Source organism: Acidiferrobacterales bacterium (assembly GCA_028820695.1).
Taxonomy (GTDB): domain Bacteria; phylum Pseudomonadota; class Gammaproteobacteria; order Arenicellales; family JAJDZL01; genus JAJDZL01.
This window is the reverse complement of the sequence record JAPPIB010000004.1, coordinates 17,002-33,273: the sequence shown is the minus strand read 5'-3', so window position 1 is coordinate 33,273 and position 16,272 is coordinate 17,002. Positions and strand designations below refer to the sequence as shown.

The following is a 16,272-nucleotide window of genomic DNA, read 5'->3' as shown; positions in this document are numbered from 1 at the left end:
CGCCGTCCACCGACTTTCAGCGATACCTAATCTTCAGACAGCTGCGTTATGACAAACGCGAATTCCTCAGCGGTCTCCCTGAGGGATTCGTGTCGTGCGGATTTACCGCCATGTCCGGAGTGCATTTCTGTTTTCAGCACGATCGGTCTGGTTCCCGAGTTGCACAAGCGGATTTTTGCCACCCACTTCGCAGGTTCCCAGTATCCGACTCGCATGTCATTCAAGCCTGCAGTGACAAACATTGCAGGGAAATCTGCCGGTTGTACATTGTCGTATGGGGAATAGGACTTCATATAGTCATAAAGCTCCGGTTCGGTCGGATCACCCCATTCCTCCCGTTCTGTGACCGAAGCCGGCAATGTGTCGTCGAGTATCGTCGTCAGGATGTCAACAAAAGGTACATGTGCCACCGCCACCCGGCAATGGCTTGGACATTCATTGATGTAGTTGCCGACCACCAGCCCGCCAGCGCTGCCGCCGGATATGGCCAGTTGTTTCGCACTTGTCGTGCCATTGGACATCAGGAAATCCGCGCAGGCGCGAAAATCACAAAAGGTATTTTTCTTGTGTGACAACTTACCTGCCTGATACCACGTCTCACCGAGTTCACCACCGCCGCGAACATGCGCCACCGCAAAGATGATTCCGCGGTCAAGCAGACTCAACCGAGCCGATGAGAAGTAAAGCGGATAGCTGACTCCGTAGGCACCGTAGCTATACAGCACAAGCGGCGCAGGGCGGGACTGAACTGCGTCCTTGCGGTAGACAAGATAAAGCGGAACCTCTGAGCCGTCGTGCGACTGTACCCGATAGTCTTCAGTCGTGTAATTGTCGGGGTCATACCCACCGCCGACTGGTTTTGTCTTTACCAGGTCGCATGCGCCGGAACTCATGTCATAGTCATATTGTGTAAATGGCATGTCAAGTGAGGTTCCGTTCAGACGACATGTGGAAGAATTGAACTCCCGGTTTTCGCCGATGTGAAGTTCCTGAGTCTGCGGTGGCTTTGCGATGCTCTGGATGTCACCTGAATCGCCGGCGATGCAGAAAACGCCCGGCAGTCCATCGCGTCGTTCAGCGACGACGATGAAGTCGTCGAAAACCTCGAAATCGATCAGCGTCGCATCATCCGCATGTCCAACGACCGTTTCCCAACCGGTTTTGTTCGGCAATCTGACAGAGGTTTTCATCAGACGGAAATTGACTGCATCCTCATTGGTCAGCACATACAGTGAGTCGCCCCTGTCTTCGACCGAATATTCGATACCCTGCTTGCGGGGAAAGACCACACGCGCGGTCCCGGTCGCGTCACTGGCATCCAGCACGTGGACTTCTGTGGTGACTGCGCTTTGCAGGATCACATGCAGGTACTTCCGGCTGCAGGACTTGGACAGGCCCATATAGAATGCCTCGTCGGGTTCCTCCAATATCAACTGGTCGTTGTCCGGATGATCGCCGATACGATGTCGGTAAAGCCTGAAAGGGCGATTGGCGTTGTTGAGAGTTGTGTAGTAGACATGTTCTGCGCTACTGTCCCACTCGAGACTTCCTGAGACGTCTGCAATGACGTCCGGCAGCAGCTGACGGTCCATCAGGTTCAGAAACCTGATGGTGTACCGCTCATTTCCGCTGGTGTCGGTTGCGTATCCCGCAATCTGATGATCGGGACTGATCGTCAATCCGCGGAGGCGGAAAAAGCGATGCCCCGCGGCCAGCTCGTTTTCGTCCACAATCAGTTGCTCGGTGTCGGGCTGACCCGGGTATCTTCTGCAGTGGGTCACGTAGTTGTTGTCACGGGATTCCCGCCGGAAATATTCAAACGGGCCGTCCCGCACCGGCGCCGACATATCTGATTCGATTATCCGGTCTTTCATTTCCTGGTACAGCTGCTCGGTCAGTTCCTCGGACTGTGCCAGGAGATGTTCGGTATATTGATTTTCCTGCCGCAGGTGGTCCAGGACTTCAGGCGCGTTTCGGTCACACAACCAGAAATAGGGGTCTTCGCGACGGTCGCCGTGATTGTCGAGGTTTTGAATGGACTGCGCCGCCACCGGCGGCGACATGGTGTTTTTCACTGTTGTCCGTCATTCATGCCGGAATCGGATTCATGCACGCGTTCGCTTAGCAGGATGGATATCCAGCGGGTATCGTCACTGCTTTCGGCAACCAATCTGACAACCATGGTCAGGGGCACCGAAAGAAACATGCCGACCGGACCGAGAATGTATCCCCAGAACACCAATGACAGAAATACGATCAACGGGGAAAGTCCGAGATGACGGCCAGCGATCCGCGGCTCGATCACGGTCCCGACCAGGCTGTTGATGACCAGATAGCCGACCGCAACCCAGACCGCTGTCAGCACGTCAGTCTGCAACAGCGCGATCATGACTGCCGGAATCGCTGCAATCACAGACCCGATGTTCGGTACGAAGTTCAGAAAGAACGCAAGCAGCGCCCACAAAACCGCGAAGTCAACCCCGAGTGCTTTCAATAGGATCCATACCATCAGTGCGGTCGCGAGACTGGTCGCTGTCTTGATGACGAGATAGCGTTGAAGACTGCTTTTGAAGTTGGCCAGACGTTCAATCGAATCTGCCGGTCGCGACGTCATTGCTTTCAGCTTGCCGGGCAATGACGACACTTCAAACAGCATGAAGACAACCACGATGAAGATCAGGAAAGCGTTTGCGATCAGACCGCCGATTTCGTTGACCAGCCTGCCAACGCCTGTCGCTACGGAAGCCGGATTGATGACACTGGCAATATCTGAGAAATTCAAAGACACCTCATATTTCGCGGCCAGTGCGGTGACATTTTGGAATAACCCGTCAAGACGCTGCTCGTAGACCGGAAGCTGGCCCCGAAAGTCAGTCAGGGAGGCTCCGACCAGTGTCACGACAAGAATGCCGGCACCGAGGATGAAGCCGACTACCAGCAACATGGCAAGGAATGTGGGGATTCCTTTTTCCTTGAGCCAAAGCAGCGGGGGAGCGCTGATCGTCGCGATAAACAGTGACAGAAGAATCGGCACAATCAGCGGACTTGCAACCTTCATGCCTGCGACAATAATGACGAACGCCGCCAGAATCAGCATGGCACTGCGTGCGGTGCTCGAACCTGAAGTGTTCAATTTATTCGATGTCTCCCATCGCCAAAGTTCTGCAATTGTCCCTGATTCCGAGACAGGGAAGCTGAAAAAGACAGATGCTTTGCCGTTACATTGGAACTTGACCGATCCAAGGTTTCCTCATCGGATGAAATGCTGCCACAGCAGGTCAGGGTTGATGTGGATTGTAGCACACAGACGCATATCGCACCTTCCGTGTTCGGACGCTCAGGGAGTCATGAAGTTTCGAAACAGGCAGCCGGGAAGAATTGGTTCAGATGCCAGTGCCGAAGTCGGTTGCATCGTTCTCGTACTACCGACCCCTATGGGTTTCGATCGCAGGGTACGGAGTCTCGATTCCTTAAGACCCCTGTAATATTTATGCCGTGCGGACATGCCAAGGCAAAATGTTCTCAGTGAAACAAATTGGCCTTGGGTCACGAGCGGACACATTCGGAACGATTGAATATGCTGTACAATCGCCATTGAACGCAACCGGGCAGCGACACGAGATTTTCAAACCAATGGCAACCAGCAAAAGTTCAATTGATCTGATCACAGACCTGGTCGGTTTCGATACCACCAGCAGGAATTCAAATCTGGAATTGATCGAGTTCGTCAAAGGCTATCTGGAGCAGTTTGGCATCTCGTCAGAATTGGTGTTTGACCGCGATCGCCGCAAAGCCAATCTATTTGCCACGATCGGTGCCGCTGATCTTGGTGGAGTCGCTCTTTCCGGCCACACCGATGTTGTTCCTGTTGACGGACAGAAATGGGAAACCGATCCGTACAGGATTGATCGCAAGGACGACCGACTGTTTGGTCGGGGCACCAGCGACATGAAAAGCTTCATTGCCGTGTGTCTTGCGAAGGTGCCACAGATGATCGAGAGAAATCTTGCTACACCGATTCATTTCGCGTTTTCCTATGATGAGGAAATTGGTTGTGTCGGGGTTCGAACCCTCTTGCGCGAGCTTGAACAGCGCCCCAACAAACCACGCTTATGCGTCATCGGTGAACCCACAGGGATGCGGGTGGTGCGAGCGCATAAAGGCAAGATCTCTCGCCGATGTACGATTCATGGACTTGAAGCACACTCGGGTTTGGCGCATATCGGCGTCAATGCGGTTGAGGCGGCCGCTGAGATCATTGCGTTTCTGAAAAGGCGTGCGCGAGAGTTTCGGGATGAGGGGCCTTTTGATCACGAATTTGATCCTCCGTACACCACAGTTCACACCGGAACTGTCAAAGGCGGAACAGCACTGAATATCGTCCCGAAATTATGCGCGTTTGAAGCGGAAATCCGCCACCTGCCCAACGATGATCCTGATCGAGTCTGGGATCAGCTGCAAAAGTTTATCGAAAACGACATCCTGCCCGAGATGAATGCGGTTTATCCTGATGCCAGCATCGAATGGGAGGAACTGTCAGTTATCCCTGCCTTGTCTACCAGCGACGATAGTTTGATTCGGATGACACAGGAACTGTCACATACGACCGGCACCGGCTGTGTGAGTTTCGGAACTGAAGGCGGGCTGTTTGAGAATATCGGGATCCCGTCGGTTGTCTGCGGCCCGGGGTATATCGATCAGGCGCACAAGCCCAACGAGTACATCGAGGTCAGCCAGGTTCAAAAGTGTGAGCAGTTTGTTGACAATCTGCTCGCGCGGCTGAGTTAGCTGACCCGCCGACGACAGGTCTGACGCTTGCCGGCCAGCAAACGCACGTCGTCCATTTCGTTTGAGGCCTTTGAAAATCTCTTGACCTGAAGTCGACCTCAGCAGTCGCCGTCCCTTCGCCGTCCCTTCGCCGTCCCTCTGCGGCGACGCTCAGATTGCAGTGCTTCCCATAAAACACCCGTTTTCCTGATATCGATCATTTACGATCCAAAATGTCTGAAGTCGAGTGTGCGAGGAAAGAAATCCACTCGGCTTCAAGTGCGGCGCCAGAGGGCCGCGCAAGGTCGGTTCCTCACACCTCGATTGTCAGGACCACGTGCCTTGATACGGCTTTTTCGGGTCAGGGAATGGTGATTTTCAGGTATATAATCAACCTTATCTGAATTGCACGTAAACGGAGAATGTCAACATGACTATGACGAGAAACTCAAACGGACTGGTAGCGGTGGTAATGATTATTTGCGTGTCGTTCCTCACGCAGACTGCGGCCAGTGCAGATTCTGTAAAAGTGGGATTTCTAGGTGGATTTACCGGACCCATCGAAACGCTCACGCCGGGAATTGAAGGCGGGGCGAAACTCGCAGCCAGTACGATTGCCGAACAAGGTGGTTTGCTCGGAGGCACTATGATCGAGGTCGTTTCAGGCGACACCGCCTGTGTTGATGCCAATCAGGCTACTGATTCTGCCGACCGGCTGGTGAATTCCGATGGCGTTGTTGCCATTGTCGGCGCCCTTTGCTCCGGGTCGACAATTGCTGCTGCGAACAACGTTGCCATTCCTGCGGGCGTGGTCATGGTGTCACCGGCTTCAACGAGTCCCGCAATCAGTGCGATGGAAGACAATGACATGGTCTTCCGAACGGTCCCTTCGGATTCATTTCAGGGTGAGTCTCTGGCCAAGTTGTTACTCGCCAAAGGAATCAATACCGTCGCAGTGACCTATATCAACAATGATTACGGCAAGGGATTTGCTGATGCGCTGTCAAACGCTTATACCGGAATGGGTGGCGCGATCGCAGCGAGCGAAGCCCACGAGGACGGCAAGGCCGACTACCGACCTGAAATCGGTGCCTTGGCAGCCACCGGTGCGGAACATCTTGTGGTGCTGGGCTATGCGGATGGCGCCGGTCAGACCATTATCCGGCAGGCACTCGAAAGCGGAGATTTCAGCAACTTCATCGGCGGTGATGGAATGGCGAGCGATTCGCTGATCCAGGGAGTCGGCGCGGATGCACTTGAAGGCATGATCATCACCCGGGCCGGTTCGCCGGCCGGCGAGGGCACTGATCGGTTCGCCGCGCTGCGCGAGGCGGCCGGGATGACTGAAGTCGTCTACGACAGCCAGGCATTCGACGCGATGTTCATGCTGGCACTTGCGATGCAGCAAAAGGGTTCTGCCAGTGCTGATGGCATGTCAGCGGCTCTTCACGCCATATCCAGCCCTCCCGGAATGGTAATCCATCCTGGGGACTGGGCACAAGCTGTGGAGGCGCTGGCTGCAGGTAAGGAAATCAACTACGAAGGTGCCGGTGGCAGCGTTGATTTCAACGACGATGGAGACGTTTCCGGACTGATTGTTGAGATATCGGTTCAGGACGGGCAGCTCGTCGAAGTGGGCGAGATCATGTAATTTGCCGCTTGATCCGGACGCGATGGAATTGGGGGCGGAACGTGCAGTTCCGCCCCCATTTTTCTTGAACCTCAAGAGATCCTGACCCGGCGTTCCGGCAACAACCCCTGCGGCGCAAATCTGAGCGTCAGCGTAATTGTCAGACCGATCACAAATACCCTCGACTGAAGCGCGCGGGCTGTCAGGTCGGCGGGTGGCTCCCAACCGAACAGGAGCGAACCGTATTGTGCCGCGTAATCGAACACAAGCAGCGTGAGCGGTTCGGACATGACCCAGATGATGTAAACGGCAATCGCGCCGAATACGGCACCCGCGTTATTGCCAGCCCCGCCGAGCAATACCATCACCCAAATCAGGAATGTATGCTTGAGGGGGGTGAATCCTGAAGGATCAAAAATGCGGTTGAATGTGACCAGTGCCGCGCCACCAAACCCGATCAGGCCTGATCCCAGCACAAAAATCTCCAAACGTCGGAAATTGACATCCTTGCCCATCGCCGCGGCTGCGATATCGTTATCCCGGATTGCTCGCATCATTCTTCCCCACGGTGCCCTGTAAGCGCGTTGAAGCAAGATAAAGATCACGCCAACCAAAACTGCGGTCAGACTCAGGTAGGCTGCGCGTGCCGCAACAAATCCGAGATCATTCGGAGTGGGTACCGGCCAGGGCAGGGGGGAGACAGTCAGTGTACCGCGGGTCAGCCAATCGGCATTTTTCAGTATGTGCTTGATGATTTCCGCAAACCCCAATGTGGCGATCGCGAGATAGTCGCTTCGCAGTCCCAGGCACGCTTTCCCAATCCAGTAGGCGACAAACGCGGCTGCGATGCCACCCATGATCCAGCCGGCGAGGACAGGCAGTCCCAATCCGCCGATGAAACCGGCTTCGGTTTCGATCATTCGCGCAATCGGGTCCAGCTGGCTGTTGAAAATGAAAAACGCAATGACCAGGGCGATCAGGATGACAGCAGTCTTGAGTCTCTGACTGACGCCGATCCGATGCATCTGTCCCAGACCGATCAGCACCAGCACGATCATCGCCACCAGCAATGCGAACAACGCAAGCGAGCGCGGCGCGTCCGACTGCCAGAAACTGTCGTTTACCGGGAAGCTCAGGAACATTGTCATAAATCCCCCGACAGCTACAAACCCCATGATTCCGGCGTTGAAAAGACCAGCGTAGCCCCATTGGATTGTCAGGCCCAGGGCAATGATGGCGAAGCAGCCTGCCTCGACCAGCATCCTGAGTGTATAGGCTTGCCCGAAAATACCGAGGATGGCCATCACTGTGACTCCAGTGATGGTGAACAGGATTATCTCTCTGCGATATCCGGTCACGGCAACATTCCGCCTCACGTAATCTGGCCGCGGAATATTCCGGTCGGACGCCACAACAGAACTGCGATCAGGATCACGAATGGAACGACCAGTTTGTACTCTGTCGGGACGATGGTCAGCCGTGCCGGAATTTCGATCCACGTCGGCAGCCAATCATTTGCCTGGCGTAGAAGAATTGACCAGTTGAAGACCGCCAATGCTTCTGAATAGCCAACCAGCAGTCCCCCTGCGATCGCACCGTAGGGACGACCCACACCGCCGACGATTGCAGCAGCGAAAATCGGCAGCAGAATGTTGAAGCTCAGGTCCGGCTTCAGCGCCACATCCAGTGCGAGCAGCACGCCACCTGCCGCCGCCAAGACACCTGCGATGATCCAGGTGACGGTTACAACCGTGTCGGTGTTGATGCCCGATATCAGAGCCAGGTCGGCATTGTCCGCCATCGCACGCATGGCCTTGCCCAATCTCGCCCGGGTCAGGAACTGATGCAGGCAGATGATGCTTACAACGGTAGTGACGAACAGCAGCAGCTGCGGTTCAGTAATCACAATCTTGCGCGTCGCGAGTTCGAAAGGGACATCGATTCGAAAAACATCCTTGGTTTCGGATGTAAAGAAAGTTCGGATTGAGGTTCCGGCGAACAACCGGGTTATTCCCTGCAGCATCAGTGTCACGCCGAGGGATGCCACCAGCAACAAAATGGGCTTGATGTTCCGGGCCCTGAGCGGGCGATAGAACATTCGATCGAGTCCAATCGCCAATAGGGCTGTGGCCGCCGCAGCCAGCGGCAGAACGACGAATCCTGTCGGCAGCCCGCCGATCGGGCCGACGCCGGATAGCAGGGACGTGAAGATCAGCGCAAAAAATGCACCAGTCGTCATCAGGTCAGCATGGGCAAAATGAGCGAAACGCAGGATCCCGAAAATCAGGGTGACGCCGATTGCGCCCAATGCATAGATGCAACCGATGATCGCGCCGGAGAGGACGACCTTGTTGATGAAGAATATCAGTTCATTCACAGCAAATCATCGTCCCAGAAAGCTTCGTGCGACCTCAGGATTGTTCAGGAGGTTCTCACCGGTATCTGTATACAGGTTTCGACCGCCAGCGAGTACAAAGCCGGTATCGGCGATTTCCAGTGCGCGTCTCGCATTCTGCTCGACTACCAGAACGCCGACATTGGAACGGGCCACTGCGATGATACGGTCGATGATATCGTGCACAAATGCGGGTGACAGCCCCACGGTCGGCTCATCGAGCAGCAGCAGTCGGGGCTCGACCATCAGCGCGCGACCGATCGCCACCATCTGCCGTTGTCCGCCCGAGAGATTTCCGGCGACGGCATTTCGTTTCTGTTTGAGCGGCGGGAACAGCTCGAACATTCTCTCGATCGCCCGGGTGCAGTCATCCCGTCGGATGTAGGCACCCATCTCCAGGTTTTCCTGAACAGTCAGCGATTGGAAAATGTTCAATTCCTGTGGGACGTACGCGATACCCAGACCCACACGCCGGTCAGGCGGAACATCTGAGATGTCGGTGCCCTCAAACTCAACCTTGCCCTGTTGCAGGCCGATCAGTCCGAAAATACTTTTCAGGGCGGTTGACTTGCCAGCACCGTTCGGCCCGACGATGACACCGATCTGTCCTGTCCCAAGCGCAATGTCAACACCGTTGAGAATGGGTTCTCCGCCATACCCGGCAACCAGGTTTACTGCGTTGATCAGCATCAATCCTGTCAGTCGGGGGTTCGAGCGCGCTTGCCGCCGCCGAAGTATGCCTCTACAACCAAGGGATCAGACAGGACCTCGTCCGGCAAACCTTCGGTTACGATTTCGCCCTCAATCATCACAGTGACCCGATGGCACAACCGCGAAATGAACTCCATGTTGTGCTCGATGATGAAAAATGTCTTGCCAAAATCCCGATTCAGCTTTTCGATATGATCTGACAGCGTGTTGAGCAGGGTACGATTGACTCCGGCGCCAATTTCATCCAATAGGACGACTTTTGTATCGACCATCAGGGTGCGGCCTAGCTCAAGAAGTTTTTTCTGACCGCCGGAAAGGTTTCCGGCGAGCTCATTTTTCACATGACCAAGTCCGAGAAAGTCAATGACGCTGGCCGCCTTGTCCAGCACTTCGCGCTCTTGAGCGACAAAATGCTTGCGAAAGAACAACGCGTTTTTCAGGTTCTCACCAATCTGACCCGCCGGCACCATCAGCAGGTTCTCAATAGCAGTCATGCTGGAGAATTCATGTGGAATCTGGAAGGTACGCAAAAGACCGCGGGCAAACAGGTCATGAGATGGCATTGCGGTGATGTCCTCACCGCCAAGACTTACCTTGCCTGAGTCGGGTCGGTGCACACCGGCAACAATGTTGAACAAGGTGGATTTCCCCGCACCGTTCGGACCGATCAAACCGGTTATTTTGCCTGCCTCAAGCTGAAAGCTGCAGTTGCTGACCGCAGTGACAGGGCCGAATCGCTTCGTGACACCTTCAATTTGCACAATTGCTGACAAGATTCCGACTTCCCAAAGTTGGACGAACTGCAAAATAGTTTATCACCACACCACTTCATCCGAACAGGGCGGGTCGCTTGCCTATAATGACGATCTTTCGGGTGCTCAAGATCTTCACAAGGCGGATCGCGATTGACACCTCTTCGACACGACCCCATATTAAGTATGACACCGTGAAATACATGCAAGAAACAGTACGATCAATCGCTGATGTCGATATGAAACCGAATGTAACAGACCTCAGGCATCTGGCAGCAAAGCGGATGAAAGTCGCGGTGCTCTCGGATACACACGGGTTGGTCGATCCGCGGATTGGTGAAATTGTTTCTGAAAGTACGCTGGCGGTTCACGCCGGTGATATCGGTTCGGCGGCGGTGTTGAATGAACTCTCGCCCAAAATCGGTCGGGTGATGGCTGTGAGGGGTAACAACGATATCACAGCCAACTGGCATGCGGATGATGCACATCTGCTGGAATTCATCCCCTCGGTTCAGCACATTCTCCTGACCAGCGGAACGATTACTGTAGAGCACGGGCACACGGTCAGGGACATCAATTGCTACGAGGCGGATCTCACGGACCGTTACCACGAGGAGTTGAGGGGCCGCTATCCCGACAGCCGCGTCGTTGTCTACGGCCACACGCACCGCAGAGTGATCGACCAGGCGCATCGGCCGTGGGTCATCAACCCCGGCGCCGCAGGACGCGTCCGCACACGGGATGGACCTTCGTGCCTGCTGATTGAAATATCAAACGACGATTGGCATATCCGGGAATTTCGCTTCGAGCCGATTTGACAGACTAAGCCGAACCGGCTTACAGATCCTTGCGGCGTTCCGGAATCAACGGCAGACCGGCTTGAATTTTGTGCTGAATTTCCTCATGCGTTGCCTCAATATTCGCAAACCGCTCAGCGGCTGCGGGATGAGTACGGGCGAATGGTGCGGTTTTCGAATTCTGGAGAGGTGACTCGGCTGCAATGCGGCGCCAGAAATTGGCGGCTTGGGCGGTATCCAATCCGGACCTTGCCATGATATACAGGCCGACATAATCCGCTTCTCTTTCGAATTCCTGACTGAAGGCGCTAAGCCCGAGATTTGAGAACGTGTTTGAGTAGTAACCGGAAGCGCCGGTGATGACACCATCGATCACTGCGCCTATCAGGGCATTGCCCAACTTCTTATCGATGTGTCCCTCAACAACGTGTGCAAGTTCATGTGCAAATACCAGTTGCAACTCCCAGTCACTTTCAGCAAATCGAATCATACCGAGATTGAAAACCAATCGAATCCCGTCGGTGAATGCATTGATCCGATCATCGTCGACGATGAGGACCTCGACGTCACAGATTTCCTGGGGGACAAGGTTGGAGACGACAGTCTCGTCACTGCCTGGCCTGTAGACTGCAAACTCCAGGCTGTTTCCGGCAGAAGCCTGCTTTCTGATCAACTTGCGCACTTTCTTGTGCGCACCCCGACCGCTGGAAACTGTCTTGCCGCCGATTGAGACCAGCTGATCCCCGACCTGCAGCCCGCCGCGCTCGGCAGGCGAGCCTGCCGAAATACTGATGATGGTCGCGTCGTTGGTTGTGTTGAGTTGATTCTCCCAGCCCTTTTCGAGATCGCGACCAAGATCACGGCGCGACGCTGCCCGGATGCCGAAACCAAGTCGCTGTGATTTGCACAATTGCACATTTGCAGACAGGATCGGCCAGCCAAGCGAGTCCAGACGTGCATATCTGGACAACATGAGATTCAATGCGAGCGATTGCTGTTTGATCAGTTCCGCTTCAACGGAACTCGTGCTGCCTCGGGCGACTGTAGTTGTGGGTGCGCATCCGCCAGCAACCAATGCTATGGCTACGGCACCGACAATGGCCAAAACTGTATTCGCACAACGTATCATGGATATCACTGTCATTCCTCAGCAAGGTGCGTGCAGCGAGACGCGGGATTTGCCGCCACGCACAATCTGTCAGGTTGCATCTGTGACCGAGAGGACTCGGTGACTCAACTCCCGGATTCCGGGACTATCCGGCGGGTCAGGTACGCGTCCCCTGCATGCGGTCAAGATATGCGCTCATGATCAGTGAAGGATCACTCATCAGCAATTCTTTCCAATGTCCAAGTCTGACTTTGGTCTGAATCAAGCCTCGCAGGACACCGACATGCTGCGTCAGTCCGATCGCCAGCGCACCGACGAGCAGATCGTCCTGAAATTCCAGCCGAAGATAGCGATTTGTGGCTGCGTCGCACACCGAAGTCCTGTCACCGCCGTCGACACCATCCCACAGTCCAAAAGAACTTGTAATCAGCCCAAGCGTGTTCAGTACATTCATTGACAGGCTGCCGCCGTAGGGGGAATGATCGCCGGACATCTGAAATGCAGCCGCTCTGCCGTGTTCACTTGCTGTCGGCTGAATTGCGTGCACCTGCAGGTCGCCGGTACTTCGGTCAGGCCCTTGGGCGACATCACCGGCCGCAAAGATATCGGCTACGTTGGTCTGTAACTGATCGTCAACCAAGATGCCGGCATCAACCTTGATACCGCTGCCTTCCAGCATCTGAATATTGGGACGAACGCCTGCGGCACACACGATATGATCGGCTGCGATGGTGGAACCGTCAGCCAGTTCAATCTCAAGTTGATTGCTCTGCTCGGTCACAGCAACGGCCTTCGACCCGGTTCTGACGGCAACGCCCTTGCCCTCGCACCATTGCTGGATCATTTGGCCGCCCTCGTGATCCATCATTCTGGCAAGCATATGATCCGCCAGTTCCACTACAGTCAGATCGAGTTTCATCGAAACCAATGCCTGCAAAACGATGCAGCCGATAAATCCAGCTCCGAGCAGTACCACCCGGTCTCCCGCCTGAACATCGCCCAGCATTCTGTGAGCATCATCCAGTGTCCAGCAGTTGTGCACGCGCGCCGAGTCCATTCCACTGATGGGCGGACGGATTGCGCTGGACCCGGTTGCCAGCAACAGTCGGTCATAGGACAGATCAGGTCCTTGTGCGAGTCCGACGGTTTTCTCGCCGGGGTTGATGCTCGTTACAGAATTTTGACGAATCTCGATCCCGAGTCTGTCGAAATGATTGTCGTTATGACGGAGGTAGGTTCCGTTCTCCTCAACATCGCCTGCAAGCAGGTAGGGAATCGCCATGCGGGAATACGCCGGATAGGATTCGTTTCCAACGATGATGATGGAATCATCGCGTGACCTCTTGCGAAGGGTTTCTGCCGCGATGACGCCGGCTGGACCGGCACCGACTATAACGTGTTGCACGTGTCGCCTCCTCGGTATGCAATACGGAGATGCGTTGTCTCAGCCGTGGGATTCCACAGCTGAGTCGCGCATTCGGGAATAACCGGTCCAATCCGAATCGACATATGTGATCGCGCCGGTCGGGCAGGCTTGCGCACACTGAGGGTCGCCGCCGCATAGGTCGCACTTGATGACCTTGCCGGAATCGGAATTGTAGTTGACCGTACCGAACGGACATGCGATTGTGCAGACCTTGCAGCCGACACAGATCGAGTCATTGACTTCCTTTGCGCCAGTCTGAGCGTTGATCGTAATGGCCTCAACCGGGCATGCATGCAGACACCAGGCTTCCTCGCACTGCGTGCAGGTATAGGGAATGGCTTTGAGTCCATGCTCAAACTCGAAAATCTTGATCCGGGATCTTGCCGGATTGAACACGCCCTCGTTTTCGAATGAGCATGCCAGCTCACACTGCAGGCAACTGGTACATTTGACCGGGTCAATCAATAGCGATTTGTACATTGCGCAGTTCTCTCCTCATGCAGCAAATTGACTGTGAACCGAATATTTTTTGTTGGTTCATTTTTTTGGTTTGACGATTTTATCAGAATTCACCATTCCCATGTTTGCAAACGAGCGCCTGTACAATTCCGGACGATACGCCTGGTGTTGAAATCAGCGTCAGTGAGCCTGACTCAGAGAGACCTGAATCCAGACTGAACTGACCTGCCCGCTGGCTTTGGCAACGAGGACATTGCGGTGAAGATTATTTCAATGAAAGGGTACAATTGGGATTTGCCGCGGTAGAGAATATCCTGTATTGCCGCATGGTTTGGATGGATAAATTGTCAGTCGATTCGATCGATGCAGGATCTTCAGTGCTATTGTTCATAAAAGCGGTTGAGTAAGTTATCGCAGACTGATTCTTGTTGGACGTTCAGATTCTTCCGGCTTTGCCCGGAACGGATTGAAACGCGCATGCCGAATCGTTGGAATCGAGGTATTTGGAGTTATGAAAAGTCAGAAGATTTCAGACAATGTTGTTACCGGCAAGTGGTCGACAGTCTCCACCGAGGAATGGCAGACGCGGGTTGATCTTGCCGCCTGTCATCGACTGGCGGAACTGAATGGATTCAGTGATATTGTGTGGAACCACATCAGTGCACGCGTGCCCGGCCAGCCGAATCGTTTCCTGATCAATCTTTTCGGATTGCGGTTTGACGAGGTGACTGCGTCCAATCTGGTCACACTGGATGAGAACGGGCAGGTTGCGGTGCCGCCCACCGATGCCAATGGTGAGATTATCGACACCAGTGACAGCAACTTTACCGGCTTTGTGATCCACAGTGCGATCTACAACGAGCGCGAGGATGTGAACTGCATCATGCATTCTCACAGCCGCGCCGCACTGGCGGTGTCGGCACTGAAAGAAGGCTTCATGCCCCTGGTTCAGGATGCATTTCAGTTCTATAACCGGGTGTCGTATCACGATTATGAAGGCTTGTCACTTGATCTGGATGAACGCGAGCGTCTGGCCGCCAGCCTCAGTGACAATCCGGTGATGATCATGCGCAATCATGGATTGCTGACGACGGGAGATACGGTCGCGCAAGCTTATATGCGGATGTACTATTTGGAATTGTCGTGTCGGGTTCAGATGGACGTGCTCGCAATGGGAAGGGAGATACACCTGCCGCCGGGGGATGTCTGCGAACACGCCGCCAAACAGTATCAGACCGCCGCTCCTTGCGGCACTTACGAATGGCCCGCCCTGTTACGCCAGCTCGACAGCATTGATCGCTCCTACCGCGACTGATTTCATCACCAATCGACTATGGACCGATCATGGTAAAGTCAGCCAATACGAATGGCATGTTGACTGACGGCCAGGTCAATACGTACTGGCAACAGGGTATTGTCGCTCCGTTGACCGCTTATGATGAGCACGAGGCCCTGTCAATGATTCCGAATTTCCTTGCGCTGCGTGAACGTATGGCGGGATGGATTGAGTCCAAGCAGCTGGTCAAGACGCATTTGGTCTCAACCTGGGTGAATGAGGTTGTCCGCAACCCGAGAATTCTGGACGCGGTCGAATCGATACTCGGACCGAACATCCTGATGTGGGGCGCATCATTTTTCGCCAAGGAGCCTGGTGACACCGCACATGTCGGATGGCATCAGGACTTGCGATATTGGGGTTTGCAGCCGCCGAATGGCGTCTTGAGCGTCTGGCTGGCCCTGACCGACGCATCTGAGGACAATGGCGCGATGCAGGTGATACGCGCGAGTCACGAGAACGGATTTCGCTCTCATGACAACAGCGATGACAAGAACAACATGCTGCTGAGCGGTCAGAATGCGCAGCTGACACCGCAGGACGAACACAACCGGCTGATGGTTGAGCTTCGTCCGGGGCAGTTTTCGATGCACCACAGCATGGTGTTGCATGGTTCCGGTGCGAATAGTTCGGACCGTTCCCGGGTCGGGCTGTCGATTGCCTACATTGCCGCCGATGTCATTCAACTCAGGAATGGGGGACACGATTCAGCCATGCTGGTTCGGGGAACCGATATGTTCGGCAACTTCGAGCTTGAGTCAGGTCCCGAAGCCGATTTCTCCCGCCAGGCGATTGAGAACTTTCGCAGGTCGATTGCCATGCCATCCGGTCTGGCGAGGGCTGAGGACCGGACTGACTCCATCGTGAACTTCAACAACATCAGGTAGTGGA

14 protein-coding genes are annotated in these 16,272 nt (G+C 54.7%); 5 read left to right on the top strand and 9 right to left on the bottom strand.

The features are described from left to right. Positions 1-26 precede the first annotated feature (26 nt). Together OXI60_00590 and OXI60_00585 are read right to left on the bottom strand one after the other, a co-directional pair. Positions 27-2,075, bottom strand: a complete 2,049-nt coding sequence (locus tag OXI60_00590) for a S9 family peptidase (protein ID MDE0308317.1) — start codon at positions 2,073-2,075, stop codon at positions 27-29. Then, positions 2,072-3,133, bottom strand: coding sequence for an AI-2E family transporter (locus tag OXI60_00585; protein MDE0308316.1), 1,062 nt, complete (start codon positions 3,131-3,133; stop codon positions 2,072-2,074). The genes OXI60_00590 and OXI60_00585 overlap by 4 nt, the downstream gene beginning before the upstream one ends. Before the next feature lie 500 nt (positions 3,134-3,633). On the opposite strand from OXI60_00585, the gene argE reads away from it, so the two are divergent. Continuing rightward, the gene (argE, locus tag OXI60_00580; protein MDE0308315.1) at positions 3,634-4,788 is read left to right on the top strand and encodes an acetylornithine deacetylase; all 1,155 of its coding nucleotides are present in this window, start codon (positions 3,634-3,636) and stop codon (positions 4,786-4,788) included. Positions 4,789-5,197: 409 nt separating this feature from the next. Next, positions 5,198-6,418, top strand: coding sequence for an ABC transporter substrate-binding protein (locus OXI60_00575; GenBank protein MDE0308314.1), 1,221 nt, complete (start codon positions 5,198-5,200; stop codon positions 6,416-6,418). 71 nt (positions 6,419-6,489) lie between these two features. Here OXI60_00575 and OXI60_00570 read toward each other — a convergent pair whose 3' ends face one another. Genes OXI60_00570 through OXI60_00555 form a run of 4 tightly spaced genes read right to left on the bottom strand, consistent with a single transcriptional unit; the run spans position 6,490 to position 10,276 of the window. Then, on the bottom strand, positions 6,490-7,755 hold the full coding sequence (locus OXI60_00570; protein MDE0308313.1) for a branched-chain amino acid ABC transporter permease: 1,266 nt from the start codon (positions 7,753-7,755) through the stop codon (positions 6,490-6,492). A gap of 14 nt (positions 7,756-7,769) precedes the next feature. Further along, positions 7,770-8,774, bottom strand: coding sequence for a branched-chain amino acid ABC transporter permease (locus OXI60_00565; GenBank protein MDE0308312.1), 1,005 nt, complete (start codon positions 8,772-8,774; stop codon positions 7,770-7,772). Between the two features lie 6 nt (positions 8,775-8,780). Beyond that, positions 8,781-9,482: an ABC transporter ATP-binding protein gene (locus tag OXI60_00560; protein MDE0308311.1), complete on the bottom strand. Its 702-nt coding sequence runs from the start codon at positions 9,480-9,482 to the stop codon at positions 8,781-8,783. An 8-nt stretch (positions 9,483-9,490) separates the two neighbouring features. Further along, positions 9,491-10,276, bottom strand: coding sequence for an ABC transporter ATP-binding protein (locus tag OXI60_00555; protein ID MDE0308310.1), 786 nt, complete (start codon positions 10,274-10,276; stop codon positions 9,491-9,493). 182 nt (positions 10,277-10,458) lie between these two features. On the opposite strand from OXI60_00555, the gene OXI60_00550 reads away from it, so the two are divergent. Continuing rightward, positions 10,459-11,073 carry a metallophosphoesterase family protein gene (locus tag OXI60_00550; GenBank protein MDE0308309.1) on the top strand — a complete coding sequence of 205 codons (615 nt, stop codon included), beginning with the start codon at positions 10,459-10,461 and terminating at the stop codon, positions 11,071-11,073. Between the two features lie 19 nt (positions 11,074-11,092). On the opposite strand, the gene OXI60_00545 is transcribed toward OXI60_00550, so the two are convergent. The 3 genes from OXI60_00545 to OXI60_00535 form a co-directional block, all read right to left on the bottom strand. Then, positions 11,093-12,196 (bottom strand): M48 family metalloprotease, encoded by a 1,104-nt coding sequence (locus tag OXI60_00545; protein ID MDE0308308.1) that lies wholly within the window; start codon positions 12,194-12,196, stop codon positions 11,093-11,095. 121 nt (positions 12,197-12,317) lie between these two features. Next, positions 12,318-13,565, bottom strand: coding sequence for an FAD-dependent oxidoreductase (locus OXI60_00540; GenBank protein ID MDE0308307.1), 1,248 nt, complete (start codon positions 13,563-13,565; stop codon positions 12,318-12,320). A 39-nt stretch (positions 13,566-13,604) separates the two neighbouring features. Then, positions 13,605-14,066, bottom strand: a complete 462-nt coding sequence (locus OXI60_00535; GenBank protein ID MDE0308306.1) for a 4Fe-4S dicluster domain-containing protein — start codon at positions 14,064-14,066, stop codon at positions 13,605-13,607. A 490-nt stretch (positions 14,067-14,556) separates the two neighbouring features. On the opposite strand from OXI60_00535, the gene OXI60_00530 reads away from it, so the two are divergent. Beyond that, the gene (locus tag OXI60_00530) at positions 14,557-15,360 is read left to right on the top strand and encodes a class II aldolase/adducin family protein (protein MDE0308305.1); all 804 of its coding nucleotides are present in this window, start codon (positions 14,557-14,559) and stop codon (positions 15,358-15,360) included. A gap of 29 nt (positions 15,361-15,389) precedes the next feature. Then, positions 15,390-16,268, top strand: a complete 879-nt coding sequence (locus tag OXI60_00525; GenBank protein ID MDE0308304.1) for a phytanoyl-CoA dioxygenase family protein — start codon at positions 15,390-15,392, stop codon at positions 16,266-16,268. Positions 16,269-16,272 lie beyond the last annotated feature (4 nt).

Excerpts from the sequence above, each read along its gene's own strand:
- OXI60_00525 (MDE0308304.1), top strand. The coding sequence starts at position 15,390 with ATGGTAAAGTCAGCCAATACGAATGGCATGTTGACTGACGGCCAGGTC.
- OXI60_00575 (MDE0308314.1), top strand. The coding sequence starts at position 5,198 with ATGACTATGACGAGAAACTCAAACGGACTGGTAGCGGTGGTAATGATT.
- OXI60_00560 (MDE0308311.1), bottom strand. The coding sequence starts at position 9,482 with ATGCTGATCAACGCAGTAAACCTGGTTGCCGGGTATGGCGGAGAACCC.
- argE (MDE0308315.1), top strand. The coding sequence starts at position 3,634 with ATGGCAACCAGCAAAAGTTCAATTGATCTGATCACAGACCTGGTCGGT.
- OXI60_00535 (MDE0308306.1), bottom strand. The coding sequence starts at position 14,066 with ATGTACAAATCGCTATTGATTGACCCGGTCAAATGTACCAGTTGCCTG.
- OXI60_00545 (MDE0308308.1), bottom strand. The coding sequence starts at position 12,196 with ATGACAGTGATATCCATGATACGTTGTGCGAATACAGTTTTGGCCATT.
- OXI60_00530 (MDE0308305.1), top strand. The coding sequence starts at position 14,557 with ATGAAAAGTCAGAAGATTTCAGACAATGTTGTTACCGGCAAGTGGTCG.
- OXI60_00550 (MDE0308309.1), top strand. The coding sequence starts at position 10,459 with ATGCAAGAAACAGTACGATCAATCGCTGATGTCGATATGAAACCGAAT.